General features: G+C 33.6%; 18 protein-coding genes. 8 read left to right on the top strand and 10 right to left on the bottom strand.

Annotated features, from left to right (window positions below; genetic code table 11):
* Nucleotides 1-54: 54 nt before the first annotated feature.
* Nucleotides 55-933, top strand: coding sequence for a helix-turn-helix domain-containing protein (locus tag NYQ10_RS07255; RefSeq protein WP_289879563.1), 879 nt, complete (start codon nt 55-57; stop codon nt 931-933).
* Between the two features lie 71 nt (nt 934-1004).
* Here NYQ10_RS07255 and NYQ10_RS07250 read toward each other — a convergent pair whose 3' ends face one another.
* A complete protein-coding gene (locus NYQ10_RS07250; RefSeq protein ID WP_289879562.1) occupies nt 1005-2246 on the bottom strand; it encodes a glycosyltransferase in 1242 nt (413 codons plus the stop codon).
* 113 nt (nt 2247-2359) lie between these two features.
* Here NYQ10_RS07250 and NYQ10_RS07245 point away from each other — a divergent pair, with 113 nt between their 5' ends.
* Nucleotides 2360-2941: a tRNA-(ms[2]io[6]A)-hydroxylase gene (locus NYQ10_RS07245; RefSeq protein WP_289879560.1), complete on the top strand. Its 582-nt coding sequence runs from the start codon at nt 2360-2362 to the stop codon at nt 2939-2941.
* A gap of 52 nt (nt 2942-2993) precedes the next feature.
* Nucleotides 2994-5753: an AsmA-like C-terminal region-containing protein gene (locus tag NYQ10_RS07240; RefSeq protein ID WP_289879557.1), complete on the top strand. Its 2760-nt coding sequence runs from the start codon at nt 2994-2996 to the stop codon at nt 5751-5753.
* Nucleotides 5754-5991: 238 nt separating this feature from the next.
* On the opposite strand, the gene rpmA is transcribed toward NYQ10_RS07240, so the two are convergent.
* Both rpmA and rplU read right to left on the bottom strand, forming a co-directional pair.
* On the bottom strand, nt 5992-6252 hold the full coding sequence (rpmA, locus tag NYQ10_RS07235; RefSeq protein WP_012023622.1) for a 50S ribosomal protein L27: 261 nt from the start codon (nt 6250-6252) through the stop codon (nt 5992-5994).
* Between the two features lie 24 nt (nt 6253-6276).
* Complete coding sequence (gene rplU, locus NYQ10_RS07230; RefSeq protein WP_073412831.1) at nt 6277-6714, bottom strand: 50S ribosomal protein L21; 438 nt, start codon at nt 6712-6714, stop codon at nt 6277-6279.
* 274 nt (nt 6715-6988) lie between these two features.
* On the opposite strand from rplU, the gene NYQ10_RS07225 reads away from it, so the two are divergent.
* Nucleotides 6989-8311 carry a M16 family metallopeptidase gene (locus tag NYQ10_RS07225; RefSeq protein ID WP_289879555.1) on the top strand — a complete coding sequence of 441 codons (1323 nt, stop codon included), beginning with the start codon at nt 6989-6991 and terminating at the stop codon, nt 8309-8311.
* Between the two features lie 12 nt (nt 8312-8323).
* Nucleotides 8324-10372, top strand: a complete 2049-nt coding sequence (locus tag NYQ10_RS07220) for a M16 family metallopeptidase (RefSeq protein ID WP_289879553.1) — start codon at nt 8324-8326, stop codon at nt 10370-10372.
* Between the two features lie 182 nt (nt 10373-10554).
* Here NYQ10_RS07220 and NYQ10_RS07215 read toward each other — a convergent pair whose 3' ends face one another.
* On the bottom strand, nt 10555-11421 hold the full coding sequence (locus NYQ10_RS07215; protein WP_289879551.1) for a DMT family transporter: 867 nt from the start codon (nt 11419-11421) through the stop codon (nt 10555-10557).
* 100 nt (nt 11422-11521) lie between these two features.
* On the opposite strand from NYQ10_RS07215, the gene NYQ10_RS07210 reads away from it, so the two are divergent.
* Nucleotides 11522-11899, top strand: coding sequence for a heavy-metal-associated domain-containing protein (locus tag NYQ10_RS07210; RefSeq protein ID WP_109191690.1), 378 nt, complete (start codon nt 11522-11524; stop codon nt 11897-11899).
* Nucleotides 11900-11955: 56 nt separating this feature from the next.
* Here the strand turns inward: NYQ10_RS07210 and gldD are convergent, their stop codons facing one another.
* Genes gldD through mutY form a run of 4 tightly spaced genes read right to left on the bottom strand, consistent with a single transcriptional unit; the run spans nt 11956 to nt 15360 of the window.
* A complete protein-coding gene (gene gldD / locus NYQ10_RS07205) occupies nt 11956-12516 on the bottom strand; it encodes a gliding motility lipoprotein GldD (protein ID WP_289879547.1) in 561 nt (186 codons plus the stop codon).
* A gap of 1 nt (nt 12517) precedes the next feature.
* Entirely contained in the window at nt 12518-13813 is a 1296-nt protein-coding gene (locus tag NYQ10_RS07200; protein WP_289879545.1) for a gliding motility-associated protein GldE, read from the bottom strand.
* Nucleotides 13814-13837: 24 nt separating this feature from the next.
* The gene (locus tag NYQ10_RS07195) at nt 13838-14278 is read right to left on the bottom strand and encodes a single-stranded DNA-binding protein (protein ID WP_229354612.1); all 441 of its coding nucleotides are present in this window, start codon (nt 14276-14278) and stop codon (nt 13838-13840) included.
* Between the two features lie 35 nt (nt 14279-14313).
* Nucleotides 14314-15360, bottom strand: a complete 1047-nt coding sequence (gene mutY / locus NYQ10_RS07190) for an A/G-specific adenine glycosylase (protein ID WP_289879544.1) — start codon at nt 15358-15360, stop codon at nt 14314-14316.
* 140 nt (nt 15361-15500) lie between these two features.
* Between mutY and NYQ10_RS07185 the strand changes: the two genes are divergently transcribed.
* Both NYQ10_RS07185 and NYQ10_RS07180 read left to right on the top strand, forming a co-directional pair.
* A complete protein-coding gene (locus NYQ10_RS07185; RefSeq protein WP_007805026.1) occupies nt 15501-15791 on the top strand; it encodes an HU family DNA-binding protein in 291 nt (96 codons plus the stop codon).
* A 381-nt stretch (nt 15792-16172) separates the two neighbouring features.
* Complete coding sequence (locus tag NYQ10_RS07180; protein ID WP_035645529.1) at nt 16173-17717, top strand: Rne/Rng family ribonuclease; 1545 nt, start codon at nt 16173-16175, stop codon at nt 17715-17717.
* 145 nt (nt 17718-17862) lie between these two features.
* Here NYQ10_RS07180 and pbpC read toward each other — a convergent pair whose 3' ends face one another.
* A complete protein-coding gene (gene pbpC, locus NYQ10_RS07175) occupies nt 17863-20238 on the bottom strand; it encodes a penicillin-binding protein 1C (RefSeq protein ID WP_289879542.1) in 2376 nt (791 codons plus the stop codon).
* A gap of 133 nt (nt 20239-20371) precedes the next feature.
* On the bottom strand, nt 20372-26059 hold the full coding sequence (locus NYQ10_RS07170) for an alpha-2-macroglobulin family protein (protein WP_289879541.1): 5688 nt from the start codon (nt 26057-26059) through the stop codon (nt 20372-20374).
* Nucleotides 26060-26140 lie beyond the last annotated feature (81 nt).

The following is a 26140-nucleotide window of genomic DNA, read 5'->3' as shown; positions in this document are numbered from 1 at the left end:
GATAGCTGAGAATTTATTTCATGGCTATCTTTATGTTTTCAAAAACAAACGATCATGAGTTCTCAAAATGTTTTCACCTTAATAAATCCGCAAAACGGCAATTTGGCTTTTAAAATTCTCTCTTTTGAAGACAACAGCCATTTTGACCACTTACAGCGCAATAATTATTACTCTTTAATTTGGGTAACGAAAGGGAAAGGTAAAGTTAAAGCAGATTTTGCAGAACATCAATTTGAAGAAAACTCACTTCTCGCCTTTTCTCCATATCAGCCTTTTATGCTTTGTGTAAATGAGCCAATTGAAGGAATCGCAATTCACTTTCATCCCGATTTTTATTGCATTCACATGCATCAAAAAGAGGTTTCTTGCAATGGCGTTTTGTTCAATAATATTTATCAGCCACCATATGTTCAAATTACAGAACAAGCCGCACAGACTTTTAAAATGGTGATTGATCAAATGAAAGCTGAAATTCAAAATGCTGAATTGGCGCAATATGAGTTATTGATTTCATATTTAAAGATATTTTTAATCACAGCTTCAAGATTAAAAACGGAACAATTGGAAGAAATGAAATCGATTCCAGATTCAAAAGAACCCGTGATTCTACAAAACTTGAAAGATGCGATCGAACTGAACTTTAAAACCAAACATTCAGCTGGAAATTATGCTGAATTATTGAATATCTCTCCAAAAGCCTTGGCGAAATTATCTAAGAATTATTTCAATAAAACTTTGACCGATTTAATTTCGGAAAGAATTATTATTGAGGCTAAAAGAGAATTATACTTGACTAATAAAACAGTAAAAGAAATCGCTTATGAATTAGGTTATGATGACGAACACTATTTCAGTCGTTTCTTTAAAACTAATGCTGATGTTTCGCCTCAAATTTATCGTGAAACGGTAGGTTTTGGAAAAATGGAAGCTTAGTTTAGAGTTTTCAGTTTTCAGTCTCAGTTTTCAGTAATTATAGGTCTGAAAACTGCGACTGAAAACTGAGACTATTTATTTTTCGCTTCAATCCATTTTGACATATACATTGTACTTTTAAACGAATGATGCTGAAGCAGATTTCCCATAAAATTATGTAATCGATGATTTTCAGAATCTTTTAAAAGTGAATTTACCAACGAAACCAATTTATCTGAATAATTGCTTATTTGGTAACATTTATTAATGATCTTGATTCCGTTTTTTTGAGCTTCTTTCCAAAGGTTTTCATCTTGATAAAGTGCAATTGCTTTTTTTGAAAATTCTTCTGGATTATCTTCAATAAAACCATTCCAAGATAAATCTTCATGCATGGCTTCAGAACCAATTGAAGTTGTTACGCTTGGCGTTCCGCATTGCATGGCTTCTAAAAGTTTTCCTTTTAAACCTGCTCCAAAACGAATTGGCGCCAAAACAATTCTTGCTTTTTTAACAATTTCATTTGCATCTTCTGCCCTTCCCATAATATAAAAACCGTTTTTAGGCTGATGCAATTGCAATACTTTTTGCGACGGATAAGCACCATAAACTTCCAAAACAGCTTCTGGAAAATTCTTTTTCAGCGAAGGCCAAATAGATTCTTTTAAATACTGAACAGTATTCCAATTTGGTTCATGAAGAAAATTTCCAATAAACACGAAATTCTTGCGATCTTCAAATGAAGGCAATTTCAAAAGATCCTCTTCATTCGTTTTTTCAACTAAAAAAGGAAGATAGAAAAGTAAATTTTCGTTAATTTTAAAAACATCTTTAAGAATTTTCATTTCAAATTGAGAAATAATCAGAGATAAATCGCATCTTAAAATACTGGCAATTTCTCTTTTTGCGACTTCTTCGGACAATAAATCATGTATTTCGAAAGTTCGATTTTCTTTAAATGCTTTTTGTCTTGCCGTTCTCAAAGAATGCAAATCTTCTGTATCTAAAATTCTGATGGCATTTGGACAATTTTCGGTAATGCGCCAGCCAAATTGTTCCTCAATCATAAAACGATCAAACAAAACTACATCAGGATTTAATTCGATTATAAAATCATCAAAACTCGAAGAATTGAGTTCGATATTCTTTTTTGCAACTCCAAATTCAGACAAATCAACCATAAAATCGCTGTCTTGTGCAGCGCTGGCAAAAGTAATTTCGAATCCATTTTTCTTGAAAATCGAAATTAATTGCATCATTCTTCCGCCTGCTGCAGAAGAATTTGGTTCAGGCCAGACAAATCCAATAATTAAAAGTTTTTTTAGCTGATTCATTGTAATTGGTTTCAACTTACAAAATAATGCTTTTTTCAGCGCAATCGCACGATATTTCCTGATTTTTAGTAATAAAAAACACTAATTTTGCAGGAACTAAATGCTGGGAAATTATGTTGGGATTAAAATTAGCTACAGACCCTCGCTGGGTAAATATCGTTGAGTCAAATATCGAAGAAATTTTAACGGATCACGCTTGGTGCGAACAAAAAGCAGCTTCAAACGCGATTAGCATCGTTACTTACAATTCTGAAATAGAAGAGCTTGTAACAGAAATGCTTGTTATTGCGAGAGAAGAATTGGAACACTTTCAAATGGTTCACGATATTATAAAACAGCGCGGACTTACTTTAGGACGCGAGAGAAAAGATCATTATGTAAATGAGCTTTTTAAATTTATGAAAAAAGACGGAAGTCGTCGCGATGCACTTTGCGACCGTTTATTGTTTTCGGCAATGATTGAAGCTAGAAGTTGCGAGCGTTTTAAAGTGCTTTCTGAAAATATTCAAGATCCAGAATTAGCTAAATTTTATCGCGATTTAATGATTTCTGAAGCCGGTCATTATACTACTTTTCTAGGATTTGCAAGAAAATATCAAGACAACATTGATATTGACAAACGCTGGAAAGAATGGATTGAATATGAAGGTTCTATTATTACCAATTATGGTAAAAGTGAAACCGTTCACGGATAAATTACACTCGTTTTTTGACTTTATTTTTATAATCTAATACCACAAATTCGCTATGCAAAAAAGTAAATCCAGATCAATCGTATTTAAAATTGCGAAGTATTTCGGAATCACTTTCGCTGTTCTTTTAGGATTACTATTTTTAACGCCTATCGTTTTTGAAGATCAGATTAAAGAACAAATTAAAAAGACAGCCAATGAAAGATTGAGCGCAGAATTAAATTATTCTGATGTTTCTGTTTCATTTTTTCGTCACTTTCCGTCACTTACTTTAACATTAGACAATTTAAGTTTAAATGGCTCTGCTCCATATAAAAATGAAAAATTCATCACGGCAAAAGAAGTTTCTTTTGGAATAAATGTAGCAAGTCTTATTTTTAGCAAATCAGTAAAAATTGACCAGATTTATTTATCAGATTCTTTTATAAATGTAAAAGTAAATCCGAACGGAGAAGCAAATTACAACATTTACAAATCGCAAGAGCAAACTTCAAAAGCAAAGGATAGTAGTGATACGGCTTTAAAACTAGAGCGAATTGAAATATTAAACAGTAAAATTGTTTACGACGATAAATCTACAAAAGTTCATTTTGATGCCTTTGGATTTAATTATTTAGGAAAAGGAGATTTAAACAAAGCCGTTTTCGATTTATATTCAAAAGCTAAAATCGAGAAATTAAATATTGTTTATGAAGACGAACCTTATTTAATGAATAAAAAGATTGACGCCGATTTGATTACAAAAGTTAACATCAACTCGCTTTCGTTCTTTTTCCAACAGAATAACTTAAAAATTAATCAGCTTTTAGTCGATTTTAAAGGGAAATTCGACATCTTGAAAGACGGCTACAACATGGATTTTGTAATTAAATCGGACAACAGCAAGCTGTACGACGTTTTTACTGCTTTTCCGCCAAAATATATTACTTGGCTTGCTCAAACTGAATTAAAAGGGAATACCAATCTTCTTTTTACTTTGAAAGGAAAATATATTACGTCACAAAATTTAGCGCCAAACTTAAATTTGGATGTAAAAATAAACGACGGATTTGTAAATTATAACAAAAGTGCATTTCCTGTTTCTAACCTAAATCTAAACATCAAAACAACTGTTCCGTCTCTAAATCCAGACTTAGTAATTGTTGATGCTCAAAATCTATCATTAAATATTAATCAGGATTATTTAAAATCGAAGTTTATTGTTAAAGGCGTAAATACACCAGACATTAATGGTGATTTTAAAGCCAAAATTGATCTTGAAAAATTAATTAATGCGCTAGGAATTCCAGACATAAAACTTAAAGGAAATTTAGTTAGCGACATAAAAACTAACGGAATATTCGACCAAAAGAACAAGCGTTTTCCCGTTACGAATGGTACAATTAATTTGGAAAATGGATATTTAAAAACACCTTATTATCCAAATCCTATTACCAATATTACGATTAAATCTAAAATTGAAAATCAAAAAGGAACTTTTCAGGATTTGAAAGTAAATCTAAAACCAACGCAATTTACATTTGAAGGAAAACCTGTTTTTGTTGAAGCAGATTTAAGCAATTTTGATGATTTGACTTATGATGTAAAAGCAAAAGGCGAATTAGACGTCAACAAAATCTATAAAGTATTCTCTCAAAAAGGACTTGATTTAGATGGTTTTGTAAAAGCAGATTTAGTTTTGAAAGGAAAGCAAAGCGATGCCGAAAAAGGAAATTATAGCAAATTACATAACAAAGGAACTCTTGAATTGAGAAATATCGGAATTGCTTCTGAATTTCTTCCAAAGAAATTTATTATTAAGGAAGGGATTTTCAAAATCAATCAAGATAAAATGTCCTTCAATAATTTCTTAGCTGCTTACGGACAGTCTGATTTTAGAATGAATGGCTATCTTCAAAATGTTATTAATTATGTAACGACAAATACTGGCGTTTTAAGAGGTTCTTTTAAAGTGACTTCAAGATATATCAATATCGACGAATTCATGTCTAATGCCCCCGAAAGCACACCTGTAACGCAAACTCAAAATTCTGCTCCTAAAAAAGAAACAGAAACAAACGAAACTGGAGTTATCGTAATTCCAACAAACTTAGATTTACAATTGTTAGCAAATGTACAAAAAGTCAATTTTGATAAACTGACTTTAAACAGCGCTGTTGGAAATCTAAAAATGAACAAAGGAAAACTAACGATGCAAAATACAGGCTTCGATTTAATTGGATGCAAAGTTGATATGAATGCCAATTATCAAGCCGTAACAACTAAAAAAGCCAATTTCGATTACGCCATAAAAGCTTCTGATTTTGACATTAAAAGAGCTTACAATGAAATTGAAGTTTTTAGAAAAATGGCTAGCGCCGCAGAAAAAGCACAAGGAATTGTTTCTTTAGACTATAAACTAAAAGGACGCTTAAACTCGAAAATGGAGCCTGTTTATCCTTCACTTGTGGGAGGCGGAACACTTTCTGTTAAAGATGTAAAAGTTCGCGGACTAAAAATGTTTAATGCTGTAAGCAAACAGACAAGTTCTGAAAAAATGAAGAATCCAGATCTTTCTAAAGTAGATATTAAAACTACCGTTAAAAACAATATTATAACTGTAGACCGTTTTAAATTTAAATTTGCTGGCTTTAGACCAAGAATTGAAGGAACAACAAGCTTAGACGGAAAATTGAACTTAAAAATGCGCTTAGGGCTTCCTCCTTTTGGTCTTTTCGGAATTCCGTTAACGGTTACAGGAACTCAAGATAATCCTAAAGTAAAAGTCGGACGCAAGACTGAGGATTTGAAAGAAACTGAGGATACTGACGAATAAAATTCCAAATTAAAAAACACTCACCAACCTTTGTCAAAGTTTAAAACTTTGACAAAGGTTTTTTTTTATTAACAAATTCGGAACACAATCTTGTCATTGCGATGAACGAATCAACCGCACTAAAAATAATCGCAACGATTGATTTAGCAAATGAGATTGCTTCGTTCCTCGCAATGACTAAAAACAAAAAACCCGTTCATTTCTGAACGGGTTTTTTATAAAAAGTAATCTTAGATTATTAAGCCTCGAAAGGAATAATAGATACATAAGATTTGTTATCTCTTTTCTTTTGGAACTTAACAACTCCAGCTACTCTTGCGTGAAGAGTGTGATCTTTACTAATGTAAACGTTTTCACCTGGATTGTGTTTTGAACCTCTTTGTCTAACGATGATGTTCCCAGCAATAGCAGCTTGTCCACCATAAATCTTAACGCCTAGACGTTTTGATTCTGATTCTCTACCATTCTTCGAACTACCGACACCTTTCTTGTGAGCCATGACGTATGAGTTTAAATATTGTTATTATTCTTTAGTAGCTTCTTTCTTTGCTTTTGGAGCTGCTTTTTTTGCTTTTGGAGCTTCTACTTCTTCAGTAGCTGCTTCTTCTGCTACAACTGCTTTTTTAGCTGCTGCTTTTTTAGTTCCTCCTGCTGCAGTAATACCTTCAATTACAATTTGTGTAAGATATTGTCTGTGACCATTTCTCTTTTTGTATCCTTTTCTTCTTTTCTTTTTGAAAACGATAACTTTATCACCTTTTAAGTGTTGTAACACTTTAGCTTCTACTGAAGCACCTTCTATAGCTGGGGCGCCTAAAGTTACATTTCCGTTATCGTCTAATAAAAGAACTTTGTCAAAAGAAACTTTTGAACCTTCTTCGTTAGCTAAACGGTGAACATAAACCTTTAAGTCTTTGCTTACTTTAAATTGTTGCCCTGCTATCTCTACGATTGCATACATACCAAATTGATTTATTGATTTTTAAGGTTGCAAATATACAACTAAAAATTTACTGTGCAATCCTTAAAAGCAAAAATATTTCAAACCTAAAAAACACTGGTTTTCAAGCTTTTTTACACGACAAATCTATTTAATTTAAAGTAAAAGATTGTTAAAACAACTCAAAATTAAAAACAAATCTGCAATACGTAATTAAAAAAAACTATTTTTGATGTAACTAAAATCAACTCTGATCTACCTACTCTTTGTTTGATATATAAAATTATTAATCTCTATGAAAAAATCAATAATGATGTTAAGTGCTGCATTAATGCTTGGCGGAGTTGCTCATGCTCAAAAAGTAGCTTTTGAAGAATACAATTTAGATAACGGTCTACATGTAATTTTACACAACGATCCTTCTGCGCCAGTTGTCATTACATCGGTAATGTATCACGTAGGATCAAAAGACGAACGTCCTGACCGAACTGGATTTGCTCACTTTTTTGAACACTTATTATTTGAAGGAACTCAAAATATCAAACGCGGAGAATGGATGAAAATCGTTACTGCGAATGGAGGCGTTAACAATGCCAACACTTCTGATGATAGAACTTATTATTATGAAGTTTTTCCTTCTAACAGCCTAGAGCTTGGCTTATGGATGGAATCTGAAAGATTAATGCATCCTATTATCAATAAAATTGGAGTAGATACGCAGAACGAAGTTGTTAAGGAAGAAAAAAGAATGCGTTACGACAATCAGCCGTACGGAAATATTCTTTCGGAGGTTAAGAAAAACATGTTCAAAAACCACCCTTATAGATGGACCACAATTGGCTCTATGAAAGATTTGGATGCTGCAACTTTAGAAGAATTTCAGGCTTTCAATAAAAAATTCTACACTCCTAACAATGCTGTTTTGGTTGTTGCAGGAGATTTCGATAAAGCAAAAACCAAAGAATGGGTTCAGAAATATTTCGGACCAATTCCGAGAGGCGAAGAGGTTAAAAAACAAACTTTTACCGAAGAACCAATCACACAGACGATTAAAGCAACTTACGAAGATCCAAACATTCAGATTCCGATGGTTGTGGCTTCGTACAGAACACCTTCTATGAAAACCAGAGATGCGAGAGTTTTAGATTTGATTTCTTCTTATTTAAGTGATGGAAAAAGTTCTAAACTTTACAAAAAGATTGTTGATGACAAAAAAATGGCATTGCAAATCGGCGCAGTAGGTTTTAGCCAAGAAGATTACGGAACCTATATATTATATGGTTTACCAATGGCTCCAAATACAACAGCCGATATTTTAAAGGAAATGGATGAAGAGATTGTAAAAATTCAAACTGATTTAATTTCCGAGAAAGACTACGAAAAATTACAAAACAAATTCGATAATAATTATGTGAATGCAAATTCTAGTGTTGAGGGAATTGCTGAAAATCTTGCTTCTTACTATTTGCTTTACGGCGATATTAATTTAATTAATACCGAAATAGACATTTATCATTCTATTACCAGAGAAGAAATTAGAGAAGTTGCTAAGAAATATTTAAATCCGAATCAGCGCTTAATTTTAGATTACATTCCTACTCCTAAATCTCAAAACTAAGAATATCGAATCATGAAAACAATATATACTTTTTTAATCCTTTTATTCGTAACTGGAATTATGCAAGCACAAGACCGTCCACAACCAAAACCAGGAAACGCACCAGTAGTCAACATCAAAAAACCGCAGACTTTTGTTTTATCAAATGGCATGAAGGTTTTAGTTGTTGAAAACCACAAATTGCCTAGAGTGAGCTTCACACTTACTTTAGACAATGCACCATTTACCGAAGGCAACAAAAAAGGAGTTGACGAATTAACTAGCAGCTTGATCGGAAACGGAACTAAAAAAACTACCAAAGAAGCTTTCAATGAAGAAATTGATTTCTATGGAGCTAATATTAACTTTACTTCTCAAGGCGCTTACGCAAGTGCGTTGTCAAAATATTCTGGACGCGTTTTAGAACTTTTAGCTGAGGGCGCTTTACAGCCAAATTTTACTCAAACAGAATTTGATAAAGAAAAAGCAAAACTTTTAGAAGGTCTTAAAGCAGATGAAAAAAGTGTTCCTGCAATTTCAAACAGAGTTGTTGATGTTTTAGCTTTTGGAAAAAATCATCCAACGGGAGAATATCTTTCTGAAGAAACCGTGAAAAATGCTACACTAGAAGATGTTCAGAATAATTATAAAACATATTTCGTTCCAGAAAATGCTTATTTAGTTGTAATTGGAGACGTTAAATTCAAAGAAGTAAAAAGCGCTGTAGAAAAATTATTCAAGGACTGGAAAAAACAAGCTGCTCCAAAAAATACGTATCCAGATCCGACAAATGTTTCTAATTTGCAAATTGATTTTGTAGATGTTCCAAATGCAGTTCAATCTGAAATTTCATTGGTCAATACAGTTAATTTAAAAATGAGCGATCCTGATTTTTTCCCTGCTGTAATTGCGAATCAGATTTTAGGAGGCGATTTTAATAGTTATTTAAATATGAATTTACGCGAGCAGCACGCTTGGACTTATGGCGCAAATTCAAGCATTGGAAGCGGAAAATACGTAACAAAATTCAAAGCTTCTTCTGCAGTTAGAAATACGGTTACAGATAGCGCTGTTGTTCAATTTATTAAAGAAATTAAAAGAATCCGCACAGAAAGAGTTGATCCTGAAGTTTTACGAAATGTAAAAGCGGGTTACATCGGTAGATTTGTAATGCAGGTTGAAAAACCACAAGCTGTTGCGCGTTATGCTTTAAATATTGAAACAGAAAAACTTCCAGCTGATTTCTACGAAAAATACATCCAAACAATCAACAATGTAACGGCTGACGATATCTACCGCGTTGCCAACAAATATTTCTTGTTGGACAATATGCGAATTGTAGTTGTCGGAAAAGGCTCTGATGTAATTTCTAGTTTAGAAAAATTAAATATTCCGATTTCTTATTTCGATAAATTCGGAAATTCAGTTGAAAAACCTTCAACCAAAAAAGAAGCTCCAAAAGACATTACTGCAAAAACAGTTTTCGAAAACTATATTAAAGCGATTGGCGGAGAAAAAGCGGTTACTGCCGTAAAAACTTTATATATGAATGGCTCAACAACAATTCCGCAAGCTCCTACTCCATTGACTTTTACTTCAAAATTAGATTCAAAAGGAAAAATGATGGTTTCGCTTTCTATGGGAACTATGAATTTAATGAAACAAGTGGTAAATGAAAAAGGCGCTTATGTTGAACAACAAGGTCAAAGAAAAAACCTTGAAGGCGCAGATTTAGCAGAAATGAAAGCGAACGCTGCTCCTTTTGAAGAATTACAGCTCGTTAAAAGAACTGATTTGAAAGTGGAGGGAATTGAACCAATTAACGGAAGCGATGCGTATGTAATTAAAGACGGTAAAACGACTTATTATTACGACGTTAAATCTGGTTTAAAAACAGCAGAATCTAAAGTTCGCGAACAAGGCGGAAAATCAGCTACACAAATCACCAATTTTAATGATTACAAAGAAGTAAAAGGCATTAAAGTTCCTTTTAATTTAATCCAGAATGTTGGTTTCGAATTAGATATTAAAATGTCTGATATTAAGATTAACGAAGGAGTTTCTGAGGCAGATTTTCTTTAAAAGATGCTAAGATTCTGAGATACTAAGATTCTAAGTTTTCTCTTCTCATAGGCTTTGTCAAAGTTTTAAACTTTGACAAAGCTTTTTTTATATCCATTAAGTTTTGTCAGACTAAGCGAAGCCGAAGTCCCGTTCCAATTAGCGCGCCCTGCGACTTCGCTCAGGGTGACAAGCATTAAGCCTTATTTCTTCGCAGACAAATAAACCCCAATCAAAATAATAAAAGCGCCTACAGATTGAATTGGCGTCAACAATTCATTATCCAATAACCCCCAGAAGAAAGCTACAATTGGAATTAAATACGTTACAGAAGTTGCAAATACTGGTGACGACATTTGAATTAGTTTGAAGAAAACTACATTGGCAATTCCGGTTCCTAAAACACCTAAAATCATTACAAATAAAACAGAATGCTGTGTTTCTTCAGAATGAAAGGCCTGACTAATATTTGTTGTACTTAAAATAATTAAAGCTGGCAAAAACAAAACTGCAAAATTTCCTGTTGTAATGCTAAGCGAGTTTAAATCAGATAAATATTTCTTGATCAAATTTACATTGATTGCGTAACTCAGCGTTGCAATTACAACCAAAAGAACATAAATATAGTTTTGACTTCCAGAAGCAGAATCTCCGCTCAAAACCAAAAGCAAACATCCAATCAAGCCAATAAAAACACCCAAGACTTGACGTTTTTGAAATTGAATTCCGAAAGCTACAATTCCTAAAACTAATGTATTTAATGGCGTTAGCGAATTTAAAATTGCTACAATTGAACTATTAACTTGTGTTTCGGCAATTGCAAAAAGATAAGCTGGTATAAAAGTTCCGAAAACAGAAGTTATGGCTACATACTTCCATTGGCGACGGGAAATTTTCTTTAAGCTATTAAAACCTACAATCAATAAAAACAGCGCGGCAAAAATAATTCGGAACGATCCGACCTGAATAGCAGTTAAACCAACCAATCCTTTTTTTATCAGAATAAAAGAACTTCCCCAAATAAGAGAAAGAATCGTTAGGTAGATCCACTTTAACTGTTTTGTTTCCATAAATTGCATTTTACTGCAAATTTGTAATTATTTTACGAACTGACCGCTCTCTTTTTACTAATTTTGCAAGAAAGAAATCGCAATTTAAATTTTATATATAATGAAAATTTCAAAAATCTTAATCGCCGCAACAATTGCAGGTTTAGTATTTGTAGGCTGTAAAAAAGAAGAAGACAAAAGTCTTCAAGTTGTAAATGCAGAAAAAAGTGCTCCAAAAGAGCACAAACCTATCGCTGCCGAAAACCTTCAAACAGCAAGTTTTACAATCGACGGAATGACTTGCGCTGTTGGTTGTGCAAAAACAATTGAAGAAGAATTAGCAAATCTTGACGGAGTTGAAAAAGCAACTGTTGATTTTGATAAAAAAACAGCAACTGTAAGTTTTGACAAAACAATCCAAAACTCTGAATCTTTAACGAAAGTAGTCCAAGAAACTGGAGACGGAAAAACATATAAAGTTTCGAATTTCAAGTCTTAACTTGATATTAAACAATAAAAAAAAGGATTCAAATTGAATCCTTTTTTTTATTTCTTTTATTTCCATTTCAACGTTTCCATCAAACGTTGCATATCATTTTTAACATAACTCGCAGCTGGCATAATCGAGTCGAAATTTGGTTTAGCGTAAAAATATACTGAACCTATTAAAAAGTGCTTTGTACTGTCTGTAACGTAAAATTGAGAATTTGTAGCTGCATTTCCGTCAACTTGATAAAACATTCCGTAAACCTTCTTTTCTGGGTTTAAATACGGTTGTTCAAGAATATCATCGGCTTTAATAACGTGTTCGTAAGTCAATTTTTGAGCATCACGCAATAACTTATCAATATTGCCATTTACAGGTTTATACGTCAAATAAATTGTCGCTTTCATTTTAGGATAATTAATTGCAAAACCGCATTCTTTTTCTCCTTTAATAATTGCCGCTTCATTCATTTCGAAAGCAAAAGGACAATTGTTTTCAAAATTCACATATTTTGCTTCTGGATAATCTAATCTCAGATAACTTGCCGGTTTTGGCAAGACATCATTTTTACAGCTTATAACTGTTAGCGCAAGCAAAATTGCGGTTATTGAAAGTATTCTATTTAACATTTTAATTTATGGTTACTTTTATTTGTTTTACACGCTTTTTATCAACTGTTTCTACCGTAAACACGCAGTTTTCAAAAGGCACTTTTTGATCTTTTTTCGGAAAATTACCTAAAATTTCTAGAATAAATCCAGCAAGCGTTTCTGCTTCCCCTTTGTGAGATTCAAAAACATCTTCATCAACATCTACAATTCTATAAAAATCTTTAAGATTTATTTTTCCTTCAAAAAGGAAATTATTTTCGTCAATCTGCGAGAAGTTTAGATTTTCATCGTCAAATTCATCACTAATATCTCCGACTATTTCTTCAATTACATCTTCTAACGAAACTAATCCTGAAGTTCCACCATATTCATCAACAACAATCGCCAAGTGACTTTTTAAACTCTGAAAATCTTTTAATAAATTATCAAGTTTTTTATTTTCAGGAACAAAGAAAGCTTCTCGAATTAAAGATGCCCAATCAAATTCTTCTTTATCAATGTGAGGCAACAAATCTTTTACGAAAAGCACACCTTCAATCTGATCAATATTATCACGATAAACTGGAATTCTAGAAAATCCTGTTTCTATTATTTTAGGATAAATTTCTGCAAAAGTCTCTGTGATTTCTAATGCAAAAATATCAATTCTCGGACTCATAACTTGTTTTGTGTCGGTATTTCCGAAAGAAACAATTCCTTCCAGAATTTTTTGTTCTTCTGTAGAAGTTCCTTCAGAATCGGTCAATTCTAAAGCCTGAGAAAGCTGATTGATTGAAAAATTATTCTTTTGTTTTCCTAATTTATTCTGCAAATATAAAGTAAGCGCTCTCATTGGCAAACTTATCGGCGAAAGCACTTTATCTAAAAAAGCCAACGGATAAGCAACTCCTTTTGCAAAACGCACACTGTTACGGCTTGCATAAACTTTCGGAAGCACTTCACCAAAAAGCAAAATTAAAAAAGTAACCAAAATTACTTCAAGAGTAAATCTAAGCGCGGCAGAACTAACATTAGCGAAGATATTTGGCCCCATGTAAGCAAACAAAATGACAACGCCAATATTGAAGAAATTATTAGCAACAAGTAATGTCGCCAGAAGTTTTTTAGGTTTATCTAGTAAATTGGAAATAATTTTGCCTTTAACAAGATTATCATTTAAAGTATCATCAATATCTTTTTGAGACAAAGAAAAAAGAGCAACTTCAGCACCTGAAACGATCGCTGAAAGAAATAATAAAATGAGAATTGCGACGAAACCAATTATAAAATTAGCGTCAAAATTTGTAGTAAAAAGTAAACTGGGCTCTGGGTCCAAATTGCATAAAATTAGTTAAACATCTTAGAAAGGCAAGTCGTTAATCGGAAGCCCTTCATTTGCAGCATCAAAGTTAGTGTTTTTTACTGACTCTGTATCTTGATTTTGTTTTGTATGTGCCGTTTCTTTTTTGGTTGTCAGGAAAGTAAACTCGGTAACTTGAATTTCGGTTGTATATTTTGTTGTACCGTCTTCAGCTTGCCATTGGCGAGATTTTATTCTTCCTTCTACATAAATTTTATCTCCTTTAGAAAGATATTTTTCGCAGATTTCTGCTGCTTTATTGCGAACAACCAAATTATGCCACTCTGTCGAAGTAATTTTTTCGTTGGTTGTTTTATTGATATAAACTTCATTAGTAGCCAGCTGAAACCGTCCGATGCAGTTTCCTCCATCAAAATAATGCATCTTTACATCATCTCCCAAATGGCCAATAAGCATCACTTTATTTAATGTTCCGTTCATAGTTTAGATGGTATTTCTACCAAAGATACATTTTTTTAGCAATTTATTTCCTGCTTTTCTATAAAATTATAAATCACAATCGGGAAAGGAAAAGTTTTTAATTTTTCAGTATCAATTCCGTTTTGAATTTTCTCTTTTATTTTAATTTTCCAAAATTGTATATGAAGATGTTGATGCGAAAGTTTGTGCACAACTGTCGATTCTTGATAATCTTCTATACTTATTATATTATAGGTAGAAAAAATTTCTTCTTTTGCTTTTTTTGAAATCACCTCAAAATCTACAATAGATTCTGTTTCTAAAAGAGGAAATTGATATAAATTATGCCAGATTCCTTTTGCCGTTCTCTTTTCTATTACAGTATTTCCAGAAGAATCTTCTAATATCAAATAATTAAAATACCTATTGGTTACTTTTACCTTTTTAGATTTTACGGGAAGCATATTTACTTTTCCTTTTTGAAGTGCGACGCAGCTTTCATTAAAATCACAAACAGAACAATTTGGATTTTTAGGCACGCATTGTAGCGCACCAAACTCCATAATTGCCTGATTAAAAATCGCAGGATTATCTTTTGGCATTAATTCCTGAGCCAAAGCAGTAAACTCTTTTTTGGTTGCCGGCAGCGCAATATCAGATTCAATATCAAAATAACGCGATAAGACACGAAATACATTTCCGTCAACAACCGGAACCGATTCATTATAAGAAAAAGAAGCAATTGCAGCCGCTGTATATTCGCCAACACCTTTAAGTTTCAAAAGTTCTTTATATGAATCAGGAAAAACTCCATTTAAATCATCACTTATAAATTGAGCCGTTTTATGAAGATTTCTAGCCCTCGAATAATATCCCAGACCTTGCCAAAGTTTTAAAACCTTTTCTTCTGAGGCATCTGCCAAATGTTTTACGGTAGGAAATTCCTTAGTAAAGGAGAAAAAATAAGGCATTCCCTGCGCAACTCTTGTCTGCTGAAGCATAATTTCTGAGAGCCAAATTTGGTACGGATCGACCGTTTTTCGCCACGGCAAATCACGCTTGTTTCGTAAATACCATTTTATCAATATGTTATGAAAATCCATTGCAAAATACTTAGAATACAAAAGTAAATGTTTATGTAATTAAAATTTAACGAATTAGCTTGATTAATTATTTTTTTAATTCCTATATTTGCAAACTCAAAAAAATAGTACACCATTTATAAAATAAAATAGGAAAGAAAATGACGAAAGCAGATATCGTAGCGAAAATTTCAGAGAAACTAGGTCTTGAAAAAGGAGACGTTCAAGCAACAGTAGAAACTTTTATGGAAGAAGTTAAAACTTCTTTAGAAACTGGAGACAATGTTTACCTAAGAGGTTTTGGTAGTTTTATCGTAAAAACTAGAGCTGAAAAGACTGGAAGAAACATTTCTAAAAACACTACAATTAAAATTCCAGCACACAACATTCCTGCGTTTAAACCTGCAAAAGTTTTTGTAGAAGGAGTTAAAACAAACAACGAAGCAAAATAATATTAATTAACATAAATCAGACACGATATGCCAAGTGGTAAAAAAAGAAAGAGACATAAGGTAGCTACTCACAAACGTAAGAAAAGAGCGAGAGCTAACCGTCACAAAAAGAAAAAGTAGTTTTAAACTACTTTTTTCTTTTTAAACGTTCATTGAAATTGGAGTTTGAGAGTCTCAGTCACAGATTACAGTTTGCAGCCTAAAACTGCTTACTGTCACTGAAAACTGGCAACTAACTCCACCGGGTTAATACCTGTTAAAAAAATATTGTTTAATCCATCCTTGTAGAAGTTGATGGTTCTTGGTTTTTGGTTTTTGGTTTTCTTACCAACAACTATCAACAAACAACCGACAACCTATTCACGGATAAAAATTTACAGTGTGAATAAAGAATTAATCATTAGATCTAGTTCTGAAGCCGTAGATTTTGCCTTATTAAAAGATGGAAAACTAATTGAATTACACAAAGAAGAAGAGAAAAGCAACTTTCAGGTTGGTGATATTTTTATTGCCAAAATCAGAAAACCAGTTGCTGGACTTAATGCTGCTTTTGTAAATGTAGGCTTCGAAAAAGATGCCTTTTTACATTATCACGATTTAGGACCTAACTTAGCTTCTCAGTTGAAATTCATAAAACTTGTAAGCGCAGGTAAAATAAAAGATTTCTCCCTAAAAACCTTTCAGTTTGAAAAAGAGATTGACAAAGATGGCATCATTACTGATATTTTAAGTGCCAATCAATCTGTTTTAGTTCAAGTAGTTAAAGAACCTATCTCAACCAAAGGACCAAGAATAAGTGCTGAGCTTTCTCTTGCCGGAAGATTTATCGTTCTAGTTCCTTTTTCTGATCGTGTTTCTATTTCTCAAAAAATAGAAGACAAAAAAGAAAAGGATCGTCTAAAAAAACTTGTTCTATCGATCAAACCTAAAGGATTTGGTGTTATTGTTCGCACAGTAGCCGAAGGCAAAAACGTAGCCGAATTAGAAAAAGATTTGCAGAACCTGCTTGGCAGATGGTCTGCAATGTGTAAAAAATTACCAACTGCTCATCATCCATCAAAAGTATTAGGAGAGCTTAATAGAGCTTCTTCGATATTAAGAGATGTATTCAATGATACCTTCAGCGGTATTCAAATAGATGATGAAGAGTTGTACCATCAAACGAAGGAATATCTGCAAGAAATTGCACCTTCAAAACAATCGATTGTTAAGTTTTATCAATCAAATGACACTCCAATTTTTGAGAAATACAATATAGAGAGACAAATCAAAACTTCTTTTGGAAGAACCGTTTCTATGAGTAAAGGGGCCTACCTTATCATCGAACACACTGAAGCTCTTCACGTTATAGACGTAAACAGCGGAAACCGTTCGAATAAAGCAACCAACCAAGAAGACACCGCCATGGAAGTAAATATGATTGCCGCTGCAGAAATCGCCAGACAACTTCGTCTGAGAGATATGGGCGGAATTATCGTAGTTGATTTTATCGATATGTCTAATCCAGAAAACAGGAAAGTTTTGTTCGACTTCTTGCGAGAAGAAATGAGCGACGATAAAGCAAAGCATAAAATATTACCGCCAAGTAAATTTGGTTTGGTCCAAATTACAAGACAGCGAGTAAGACCAGAAGTTAATATAAAAACTAGAGAAGAAGATCCGAATAAAGTTAATGGTGAAATTGAAGCACCAATATTAATAATTGACAAGATCACCTCTGACTTAGAAAGACTTTTAAAAACCCACAATAAGGTTGTGCTTAATACACATCCGTTTGTGGCTGCATACCTCAGCAAAGGTTTTCCATCATTACGTTCAAAATGGTTTTTTGAACATAAGAAATGGGTGAAAATCATACCTCGTGACGCTTACACGTACTTAGAATATCATTTCTACGATAAAAAAGGAAATGTTATTTCAGAATAAAAAACAAAAAACCGCCTTTCGAAAGATTGGCGGTTTTTTTGTGGTTTACAGCGACTGAGAACTTACTATTGTCTTCCTGAGCGAAGTTTAAGTGCGCTCCAATTGGAACGTGGGCTTCGACTTCGCTCAGCCTGACAATTCGTTATTATTCCCTAACAATTTCTATTTTTCTTCTAATTTCATTTCCAGAAGCATCTATAACCGTAATATAATGAATTCCTGTTGTTGGTGTAATTGGCAATTCATGGAAGGTTTTTGTCGTTGCTTTATACACATTATCAACATACCAGAATAATTCTTTATCTCTTTCAGAATAAGCCACTTTCAAAATCACGGGCTGTACGTTGCTATTAAAATCTTTCGTTAAATAAATTTTACTATTCGCTTTTGGGTAAATAAAATCCATCGTAGTGGTTTGCGTTCCTTCGCATCCTTCTTTAAATGGCGGTAAAGGCAAATATTCAATATGCTGACTTTTGTAATACCAAGCCATAACCGGAGGAAGAACAAACCAATTTTTGGTCACAATATTATCTATACTTTCACAACTACTATTAACCTGAAATTGTTCTGTTTTATCTAAATGAATGGTTTTATGATACGGACAAACTTTAGTTGATTTTCCTTTTTTAGTGATCCATTGTTTGATTTTTGGACAATTATCTTTCGCCAAATAACCGCTTAAACGACAAACCTCAACCTCGGCTAAATCTTTATACGGAGTATCAAACCATCTTTGTCTCGGCAGTAAATTAAAAACATCGAACAGAATTGGCGCAGCACTTGTAACTCCTGTTAATGTTGGACGACCTTCGCCTGTTGCATTTCCAACCCAAATTCCGACTACATATCTGGAATTTGTTCCAATGGCCCACGCATCACGATTTCCGAAACTTGTTCCTGTTTTCCATGCAATTTTTAAAGAACTGTCATAAAACTTCCAAGCTTCGTCTCCTTCTGGCCTATTCACCTCTTCCATTGCGTTATACGTTAACCAAATTGATCCCGCGCCTAGAATATTCTTCTGATTTGTTTCTGAACCAAAATCAGGCTTAAAATCGTTTTTATAATTTAATTCTGTGAACTCATTTGTTCTGTACTGACTTTTATTTTTAGTATAATAATTTAATGTTGAAGATAAATTAGCGTACGTTCTGCATAAATCCCACAAATTACTTTCAGCTCCGCCCAAAATAAGTGACAAACCATAATGATCTGGCGTTTTATTTATATTCTTTAATTTAAATTTTTGAAGCTCTTCATAAAATTTATTGACCGTAAATTCCTGAAGCATCAAAACTGCAGGAATATTTAGAGAACGTGATAATGCACGATGCGCAGGAACAGCGCCATCAAATGTTAAATTAAAGTTTTGAGGCGTATATCCTGAAATCTGTGTTGGAATATCAGCTACCAAAGTATTAGGAAGTAATTCGCCGTCATCAAGCATCGCACCATACAAAAGAGGTTTCAAAATACTTCCTGTACTTCTTGGCGCATCGATAATATCAACATCTTTTTGATAATCTGCATCTGCTGGAGAATTTCCAACATAACTCATTACATTTCTGCTATTTACATCTATTACCAAAATCGCCAGATTATGAACTTCATTCTGCTTGTATTGATTGTAATAATATCTGGCAATTTGATTTACACGATTTTGCAAGGCATAATCAATTGTAGTTTTTACCCTTGTTCCTTCTTCATTTTTAGCCACTCTCTGCAATAAATGTGGTGCAATTTGAGGAAGATCATATGGTTTTTGAGGCAAAGGTTCTTCTATTGAAAGTTCGTAAGTTTGTTTATCAATTATACCTTCCTGATGCAGTTTCAATAAAAGTCGGTTTCGTTTGTTTAATAATTTTATTTGGTTTTTCCCAGGATAAATCAAACTTGGCGCATTAGGCAAAACGGCCAAAACAGCATTTTCTGCCCAAGATAATTGATTGGATTGCACTCCAAAATAACGCCACGAAGCCATTTCTAATCCAACTACATTTCCTCCAAATGGCGCATGAGCAGCGTACATTTCAAGAATTTCATTTTTAGAATACCCTAATTCTAGTCTCGTAGCGAGAATAATTTCAATTAGCTTTTCAAAATAGGTTCTGTTTTTTCCTTTTCGGGAAAGTCTAATTACTTGTTGCGTCAACGTACTTCCGCCTCTAACAACTTTTCCCGCTTTTCGGTTTTGTTTAAAAGCATTTACCATTGCTACCGGATTAAAACCGGGGTGTTGGTAGAAATATTCGTCTTCAAAATAAACGATACATTTCTTGAATTTATCCGGAACGCTGTCTTGCGCCGGAAAACGCCATTGTCCGTCACCCGCGATTTTAGCTCCTAGAAGTTCTCCTTCTTTGCTTTCTATTACTGTTGAATAAGGTTCTTTGAATAAAGTTCGAGGTATCGAAAAATAGTAAATCAGCAAGAGCAAAAATGCAATTGCTGATTTTATTTTATTTCTTTTAATCCAATTTATGATGCGTTGGAAAAACGCTTTTAATTTATTTTTCAATGCTCGTTTTTTTAACCGCAAAGGCGCTAAGTAAACGCAAAGTTCGCTAAGTTTTTTTTAGCCACAGATTATAAAGATTAAAAGGATTTTTTTTAGAATCTGTGTTAATCTTTATAATGTATGGCTAATAAATTTATTTCACCACCTCAACCCAAAATCCTTTTGTTCTGGCTAAGAATGTATTATCATACATTGCTTCGCATTGCAATCCAGGTAAATAATAGTTTCCTAAATACGATGCGTTTAACAGAATTCGGAAAATTTTTGTTTCTCTAGCTTTCATTCCAAAATAGAAATTAGTTCTGTCGTCTCGAATATCAATATAATCAGCGATATTGTTTACGGCGTCTCCATAATCTGTGAAACGAGTATTTACAATTTCAAAACCTGAAGGCAGAATTTGCGATAGTGCAACGTTCTGAACACTTTCTCCTCTTTGGTTTTTAATTGTAACCTCAGCTACAAACTCAGTTCCCTGATTGATTCTTGAAACATTGATTACACTTCCTTTTCTGTTTTTGAAAACAATTGAAGCCGTAACATCACTTTGAACAACATTTTCTTGTCCGATTGGCAATATTCCAGTATTTAATACACGAACATAAACGGTATTGGCTTTATTGTTTTTCAAAGTAATGCTATTTGTTCCAGAAGCAACAGACAAACTGCGATCTGCAACCGATTTACCTGTGTTTATAGTTTCTCCTTTTCCGTTTTTACTAAACTGAATATTAATTCCTCTTGGACCATTACTTACCGCAAATTTTGACATTGCGTATAGACAGTAAGCAGTTGTCTGCGTACTCATCCATTGATTTGCCGACATTTCTTTAGCTAATTTAGAAGCTGTCACAAATGCTTTTTGTTTTTGGTCTAAAAGCAGCATTGTTTCAAGAGCCATTGCTCTGTTTCTTTCACTTGAACCATAATAGTAATAGCTGTATTCATCTGAACTTCCATCAATACTAGTTTTCAAGAATAAACTTTGTCCAGCCGATTTTTGTCCTGCTAAAACATAAGCTGCTGCCAGACGAAGCATACTTTCATTCGAAATACCTTTTGTTTCACGTAATCTATTCATTGCTGATAAATCGGCATTTCCAGCTAAAGCTAAAGTGTACAATCTATAAGCCTGAGCTAGATCATTTCCGTATTTAGGTTCAAAACGCCATTGTTTTGCTTCTTTTTGCTGATAACCTAACCATTTTGATTTGAAATTAATTGGCAGTACATATCCTTTTTTCTCTGCTTCAATCAAGAAATGTCCTGCATAAGAAGTTCCCCAATCGTCTGCAATTGCATTTCCTTGCCAGTAAGGCATTCCACCATTTGATAATTGGAAATTACCCAATCTGGCAATTCCTGCTGCAATATTTTTTTGAATTAAATCTTTACGTTTCGCATCAATATCTGCCACATCGCCCAAATACAATTGTGGAAAAACAGATGAAGTAGTCTGCTCGACACAACCATGCGGATATTGAATTAAGAATTGTAATCTTCCGTTCAAATTCATAGATGGCATTGACGAAACTTCTAATCTTGCTTTATTACTTCCCGCAATTCCAAATGTTTTCCACGAAATTGTTTTAGTGCTATTTGGCGTTAAAACAACATCTGTAAAAGTACTTGTAACTGGATTTGGATTCGTCATGTCGATTTCAACATCATAAGTAGATTTCTCACTTCCAGATGTTGCAATTACTTGAACTTTCGCAATTCCGGTTGCAGATCCAACAACTAAATTAAAATAAGCCATTTTTTCATCGGGCTGTGCAAAATTTAATCTTTGAACTGCGCTTCCCATAACTTTCAATCCGTTGCTTGTTTTGATTTGAATTGAAACATTTTTGATTTTGCTCTCCGTTGCAAAAACAGTAACTGGAAGCGTTACTTTCTCTGAAGGCGAAATTTTTCTCGGCAGAGAAGCCAAAACCATCAACGGACTCTTAACTTGTGTTGCTTTTTCTACACTACCATAAGCGCTTGTATTCGCGTCTCCAGCCACAACCATAGTTCTGACAGAACCAATATATTTAGGTAATTTTAATTGATGAGATTTTGTTTCTCCTTTTCCTAATTTAAATGGCCCATAATACAATACAACTGGTTTAAAACGGTTGGCTTTTTTAGCTTTTCCTCCACCTAAATCCTGATCACCTCCGATACTAAAAATTTGATTTATTTTTCCGCCGTAAGCGCCAATTACATCATCATAAATGTCCCAAGTTTTTACTCCTAAAGCTTCACGCACATAGAAACTATCCCATGCGTTTGGTGTTTTAAAACGAGTTAAATCCAAAAGCCCTTCATCGACAACTGCAATTGTGTATGTCATTTCTTTACCTGACTTTTCTCCAACTTTAACCATAAACGGCTGTTCTGGCCTTAATACATCAGGCATATTTATTGTCGGTGCCAAAATAGTATTTTTATCTACCACTTCGATTGGAACAATTCCGTACATACGAATTGGCGAATCATTTTTGGTTGAAGCATGAGGCTGTAATAAGGTAATATTGAAATACACGTTTGGTGCCATTGCTCCAGTAATTGGAACTTCAACTTTCGTTTCTCCTTTTTTAGTTTCTGCCCAAATAGTCTGTACGACTCTTGATCCGTTTTCTATTGAAATTAAAGCGCGCCCGCCTTCACTTGAAGGAAAAGAAATCTGCGCTTTTTCTCCCACCGCATAATTCTTTTTATCTGTAGAAAAAACCAACATATTGGCCGTGGAAGCATCTCTATTACGTGTTTTTCCAGACCAGATTGGCCAGTCTATATTTACTGTTAAAGATGTCGCATGACCATCTTGCTGATCGGCAACACGAATTAAATAACGCCCCCATTCTTCGTCTGTCAAAGCAAATTGGAAACTTCCTTTTCCGCTTGAATCCGTATTGATTACAAATGTTTTATATGAAGTCGTTGCATTCGATGAGTTATAGTTTGATAAATTATCGCTCGAAGAATCCCACCACCATCTCCAGTCTACTTTATAAACTCTTACTTCGAGATTACGAACTGATTTTGGTCTTCCGTTTTCATCAACCGTTACAACATCAAAACGATTGTTTGTTCTCGTTTCAAGCATGCTATATTTGTTCAGCTCAGGCGTTTTAATCCCAACATAAGTTTTGTACGGAGAATAAGTTGTTGACATTACATCTGTACTAAAATCACCGCCTTCTTCATAAACTTTTGTAATGAACGAAGCACGCAACATTCCCGGTGCCTGACCTTGTAATCTTGGCTGAATATTTACTGACGCTTTTCCGCTTTCATTCAATTTTCCAGAGAAAATGTTGATTTCTTCTGTACTGAATTGGCGTGCCAAATCATCAAAAGTATATTTTTCATAGCCTTTAAATGTTGTGCTTTGTTGAGAGAATTTCGCCTGCATTTCTACATTCAAATTCTTAGCAATTGCACCATGAAGCCATGTTACTTCAAGATTGTCTGTATTTTGATACGAAGCCGAAAGTGTTTTTCTGCTAAATGTATTTTTGATTTTTAAACGATTTGGTTTAATGGTTTCAATCTTGATGCTTTTGTAGAATTTTGCGCCACCAACGCTCACCATTGCTTCCCAATTTCCTGTTGGTGCATCTGGATTGGTTGGCACTATAAAAGCGTAATGATTTAAATCATTCGTCTTTTGAACCGTTTGATAAACCGTTTTTCCATTCGGATCGTTTAATCTGAATTTAATTGGATGTGATTTCGGAAGTTTATTCGCGACATCATTCAAAATAAAAGATAAATACAAATTATCTCCCGGACGCCAAACGCCTCTTTCTCCATAAATAAATCCTTTCAGCCCTTTTTGTAAAGTCTCTCCGGCAACATCAAAATTACTTACAGACAATGAAAGTCCGTCGTCCAATTTCACATAAGTCGATTGATCGCCTAAAGTTACAATGGCAAAATAAGCGAATTTGTCTAATTGAAAAGATGCAATTCCTTCACTGCTTGTTGCTTCTGTTGCAATTTTTTGCTGTTGAAAATTGTATAAATCAACTCTAGCGTTCGAAACTGGTTCTGTTGTAACAATATTATTTACAGCAAACAAGTACGATTTATTTTCTCCTCTTTTAGCAATAACTCCTAAATCTGAAGCTAAAATATTGGTTGCAATTCTCGCATTGTAATAGTAAGAACCTGTACAAGGATCTTGACTTTCTCTCCAATCGTAATCGTCATAATAATAGTAATCGTCGTAAGAGTTTCCACTGTAGTTTACGTCATTTTCATCAACTTCCTCTTCCTCAGATTCGGTTTCATTATCGTCTGATGTTTCGCATTTATAAAGCGAATATTTCTTTTTATAGACAAACTCCACTCTGTAAATCGCTCCCGGTTCTGGTTTGATGATTTTAGATAAATCTAAAGCATATGTATTCCATTTAGAAAGATTTACGAGCGTGCTTTCCCTTAAATTTAAAGTCGTTTTGGCAATTGGCTGCGCTACTTTTTTGAGATTCTGTCCGCCGTTTAGTTCGTTGTATTGAAGAAACTGCAAAATATTGTTTTTGTAAATCTTATATACTTTAACATCAACAGCACTTAAATTTACGGCTTCAAAATTTAGTTTTAAATTGTTTGAACTTGGCAGAATTGTTCCGTTTTTCACAAAACGAACATTTGGTTTTATCTGGTCAAAAGAGATTTTTTCGCTGTAATTGTTTTCTAGTTTTTTGCCGTACTGACTTTCTATTCCTTGAAAGACTTCCAATAATAATTCACCAGTCACAACTTGTTCTGGTTCTTCGTCTGGAACGTATTCTACAGCATCTTCTACAACTGCGGCGGCTGAATCAACTGCAACCGCGGCTGAATCAACTAAAACGGCAGCCGAATCTACAGCAACAGCAACTTGTTCTTCTGCAACTACTGTCACTGGTTCTACTTTTTTAGGCGCATTCTGATTCGTAAAATATACTTTTAGTAAGTTTCCTTGTGTAGAAAACTTAAGATTATTGGTGTTTTGAATCGAAACCAATCCTGCAAAATCCTGACCTTTTTCTAAAGGTTCAGAGAAATTAATTAAAACCTGCTGATTGTTTCCGTCTGGAACCTCAACTTTTATAACTTTAAATTCGTTGATGCTTGTAATCGGAAAATCGATTTGTCCTTTCTGATCAATATCAAAATCATTCCCATCATAAATAATCTCTAAGTTTGAAGCTTCTGACTGACGCTGAATACTGTCAATTATAAAGCGGAATTCTTTTGCTGGTCCGTTTGTTTTTTCAAACTTAATTTTAAGATTATTTCCATTATGTTTTGCTTCAACCAGCTTTTGAGCGGTTTCTAAATCAATATTATCTGCCGTTTTTAAAACGCAGTTTAAATATTGATATTCTTTGCTGTACGATTGAATATCTCCAGTATTTATGGTAAAATCCTGTTTAACCGTTTTAACCGTAAAGTTGAATTTAGAAAGCTCTTTTTCTTTCTCTTTCGGAATCGCCGTTAGTTTATCTAAGTTTAAAGTAACCTGATATTCTGTACCTGCTTTTAGTTTTTTCTCTGGAATGAAAGCTAATGTATTGGTTGAAAGCGCAACGACTTTTCCGTGAACACTTGGCGAAATATCAAACAAATCATCGTCAAGTTCCTGATTTGGTTTCCAATCGTTTTTATCAAAAGCTAAAACTACTCGGATATCAGAATCAGCAGAAACGATTCCGCCTGTAAAACTGGTTATGTAATCTTTAAATAATGAAAAATCGGAGTTGAAATCTGCTGCTGATTTTCTGCCGCACGATTGAAAAATAAAAAACACAAAAAATGCGAGAATAAGTCCTTTTACTTTCACCTTTAATTAGAGTTAATGGGTTAATAATCTAAAATTTTAATCGAATTACTATTAAAAGCCATAACAGCAAATTACAAATTA

Origin of the sequence: Flavobacterium johnsoniae, assembly GCF_030388325.1 — a bacterium.
In the GTDB taxonomy this organism is placed as follows: domain Bacteria; phylum Bacteroidota; class Bacteroidia; order Flavobacteriales; family Flavobacteriaceae; genus Flavobacterium; species Flavobacterium johnsoniae_C.
This window is presented reverse-complemented; position numbering and strand designations above follow the sequence as displayed.

Coding starts and splice junctions, on each gene's coding strand:
- mutY (WP_289879544.1), bottom strand. CDS start 15,360: ATGGATTTTCATAACATATTGATAAAATGGTATTTACGAAACAAGCGT.
- NYQ10_RS07210 (WP_109191690.1), top strand. CDS start 11,522: ATGAAAATTTCAAAAATCTTAATCGCCGCAACAATTGCAGGTTTAGTA.
- NYQ10_RS07240 (WP_289879557.1), top strand. CDS start 2,994: ATGCAAAAAAGTAAATCCAGATCAATCGTATTTAAAATTGCGAAGTAT.
- NYQ10_RS07220 (WP_289879553.1), top strand. CDS start 8,324: ATGAAAACAATATATACTTTTTTAATCCTTTTATTCGTAACTGGAATT.
- NYQ10_RS07215 (WP_289879551.1), bottom strand. CDS start 11,421: ATGGAAACAAAACAGTTAAAGTGGATCTACCTAACGATTCTTTCTCTT.
- NYQ10_RS07185 (WP_007805026.1), top strand. CDS start 15,501: ATGACGAAAGCAGATATCGTAGCGAAAATTTCAGAGAAACTAGGTCTT.
- NYQ10_RS07250 (WP_289879562.1), bottom strand. CDS start 2,246: ATGAATCAGCTAAAAAAACTTTTAATTATTGGATTTGTCTGGCCTGAA.
- NYQ10_RS07195 (WP_229354612.1), bottom strand. CDS start 14,278: ATGAACGGAACATTAAATAAAGTGATGCTTATTGGCCATTTGGGAGAT.
- NYQ10_RS07245 (WP_289879560.1), top strand. CDS start 2,360: ATGTTGGGATTAAAATTAGCTACAGACCCTCGCTGGGTAAATATCGTT.
- rpmA (WP_012023622.1), bottom strand. CDS start 6,252: ATGGCTCACAAGAAAGGTGTCGGTAGTTCGAAGAATGGTAGAGAATCA.
- NYQ10_RS07255 (WP_289879563.1), top strand. CDS start 55: ATGAGTTCTCAAAATGTTTTCACCTTAATAAATCCGCAAAACGGCAAT.
- gldD (WP_289879547.1), bottom strand. CDS start 12,516: ATGTTAAATAGAATACTTTCAATAACCGCAATTTTGCTTGCGCTAACA.
- rplU (WP_073412831.1), bottom strand. CDS start 6,714: ATGTATGCAATCGTAGAGATAGCAGGGCAACAATTTAAAGTAAGCAAA.
- NYQ10_RS07225 (WP_289879555.1), top strand. CDS start 6,989: ATGAAAAAATCAATAATGATGTTAAGTGCTGCATTAATGCTTGGCGGA.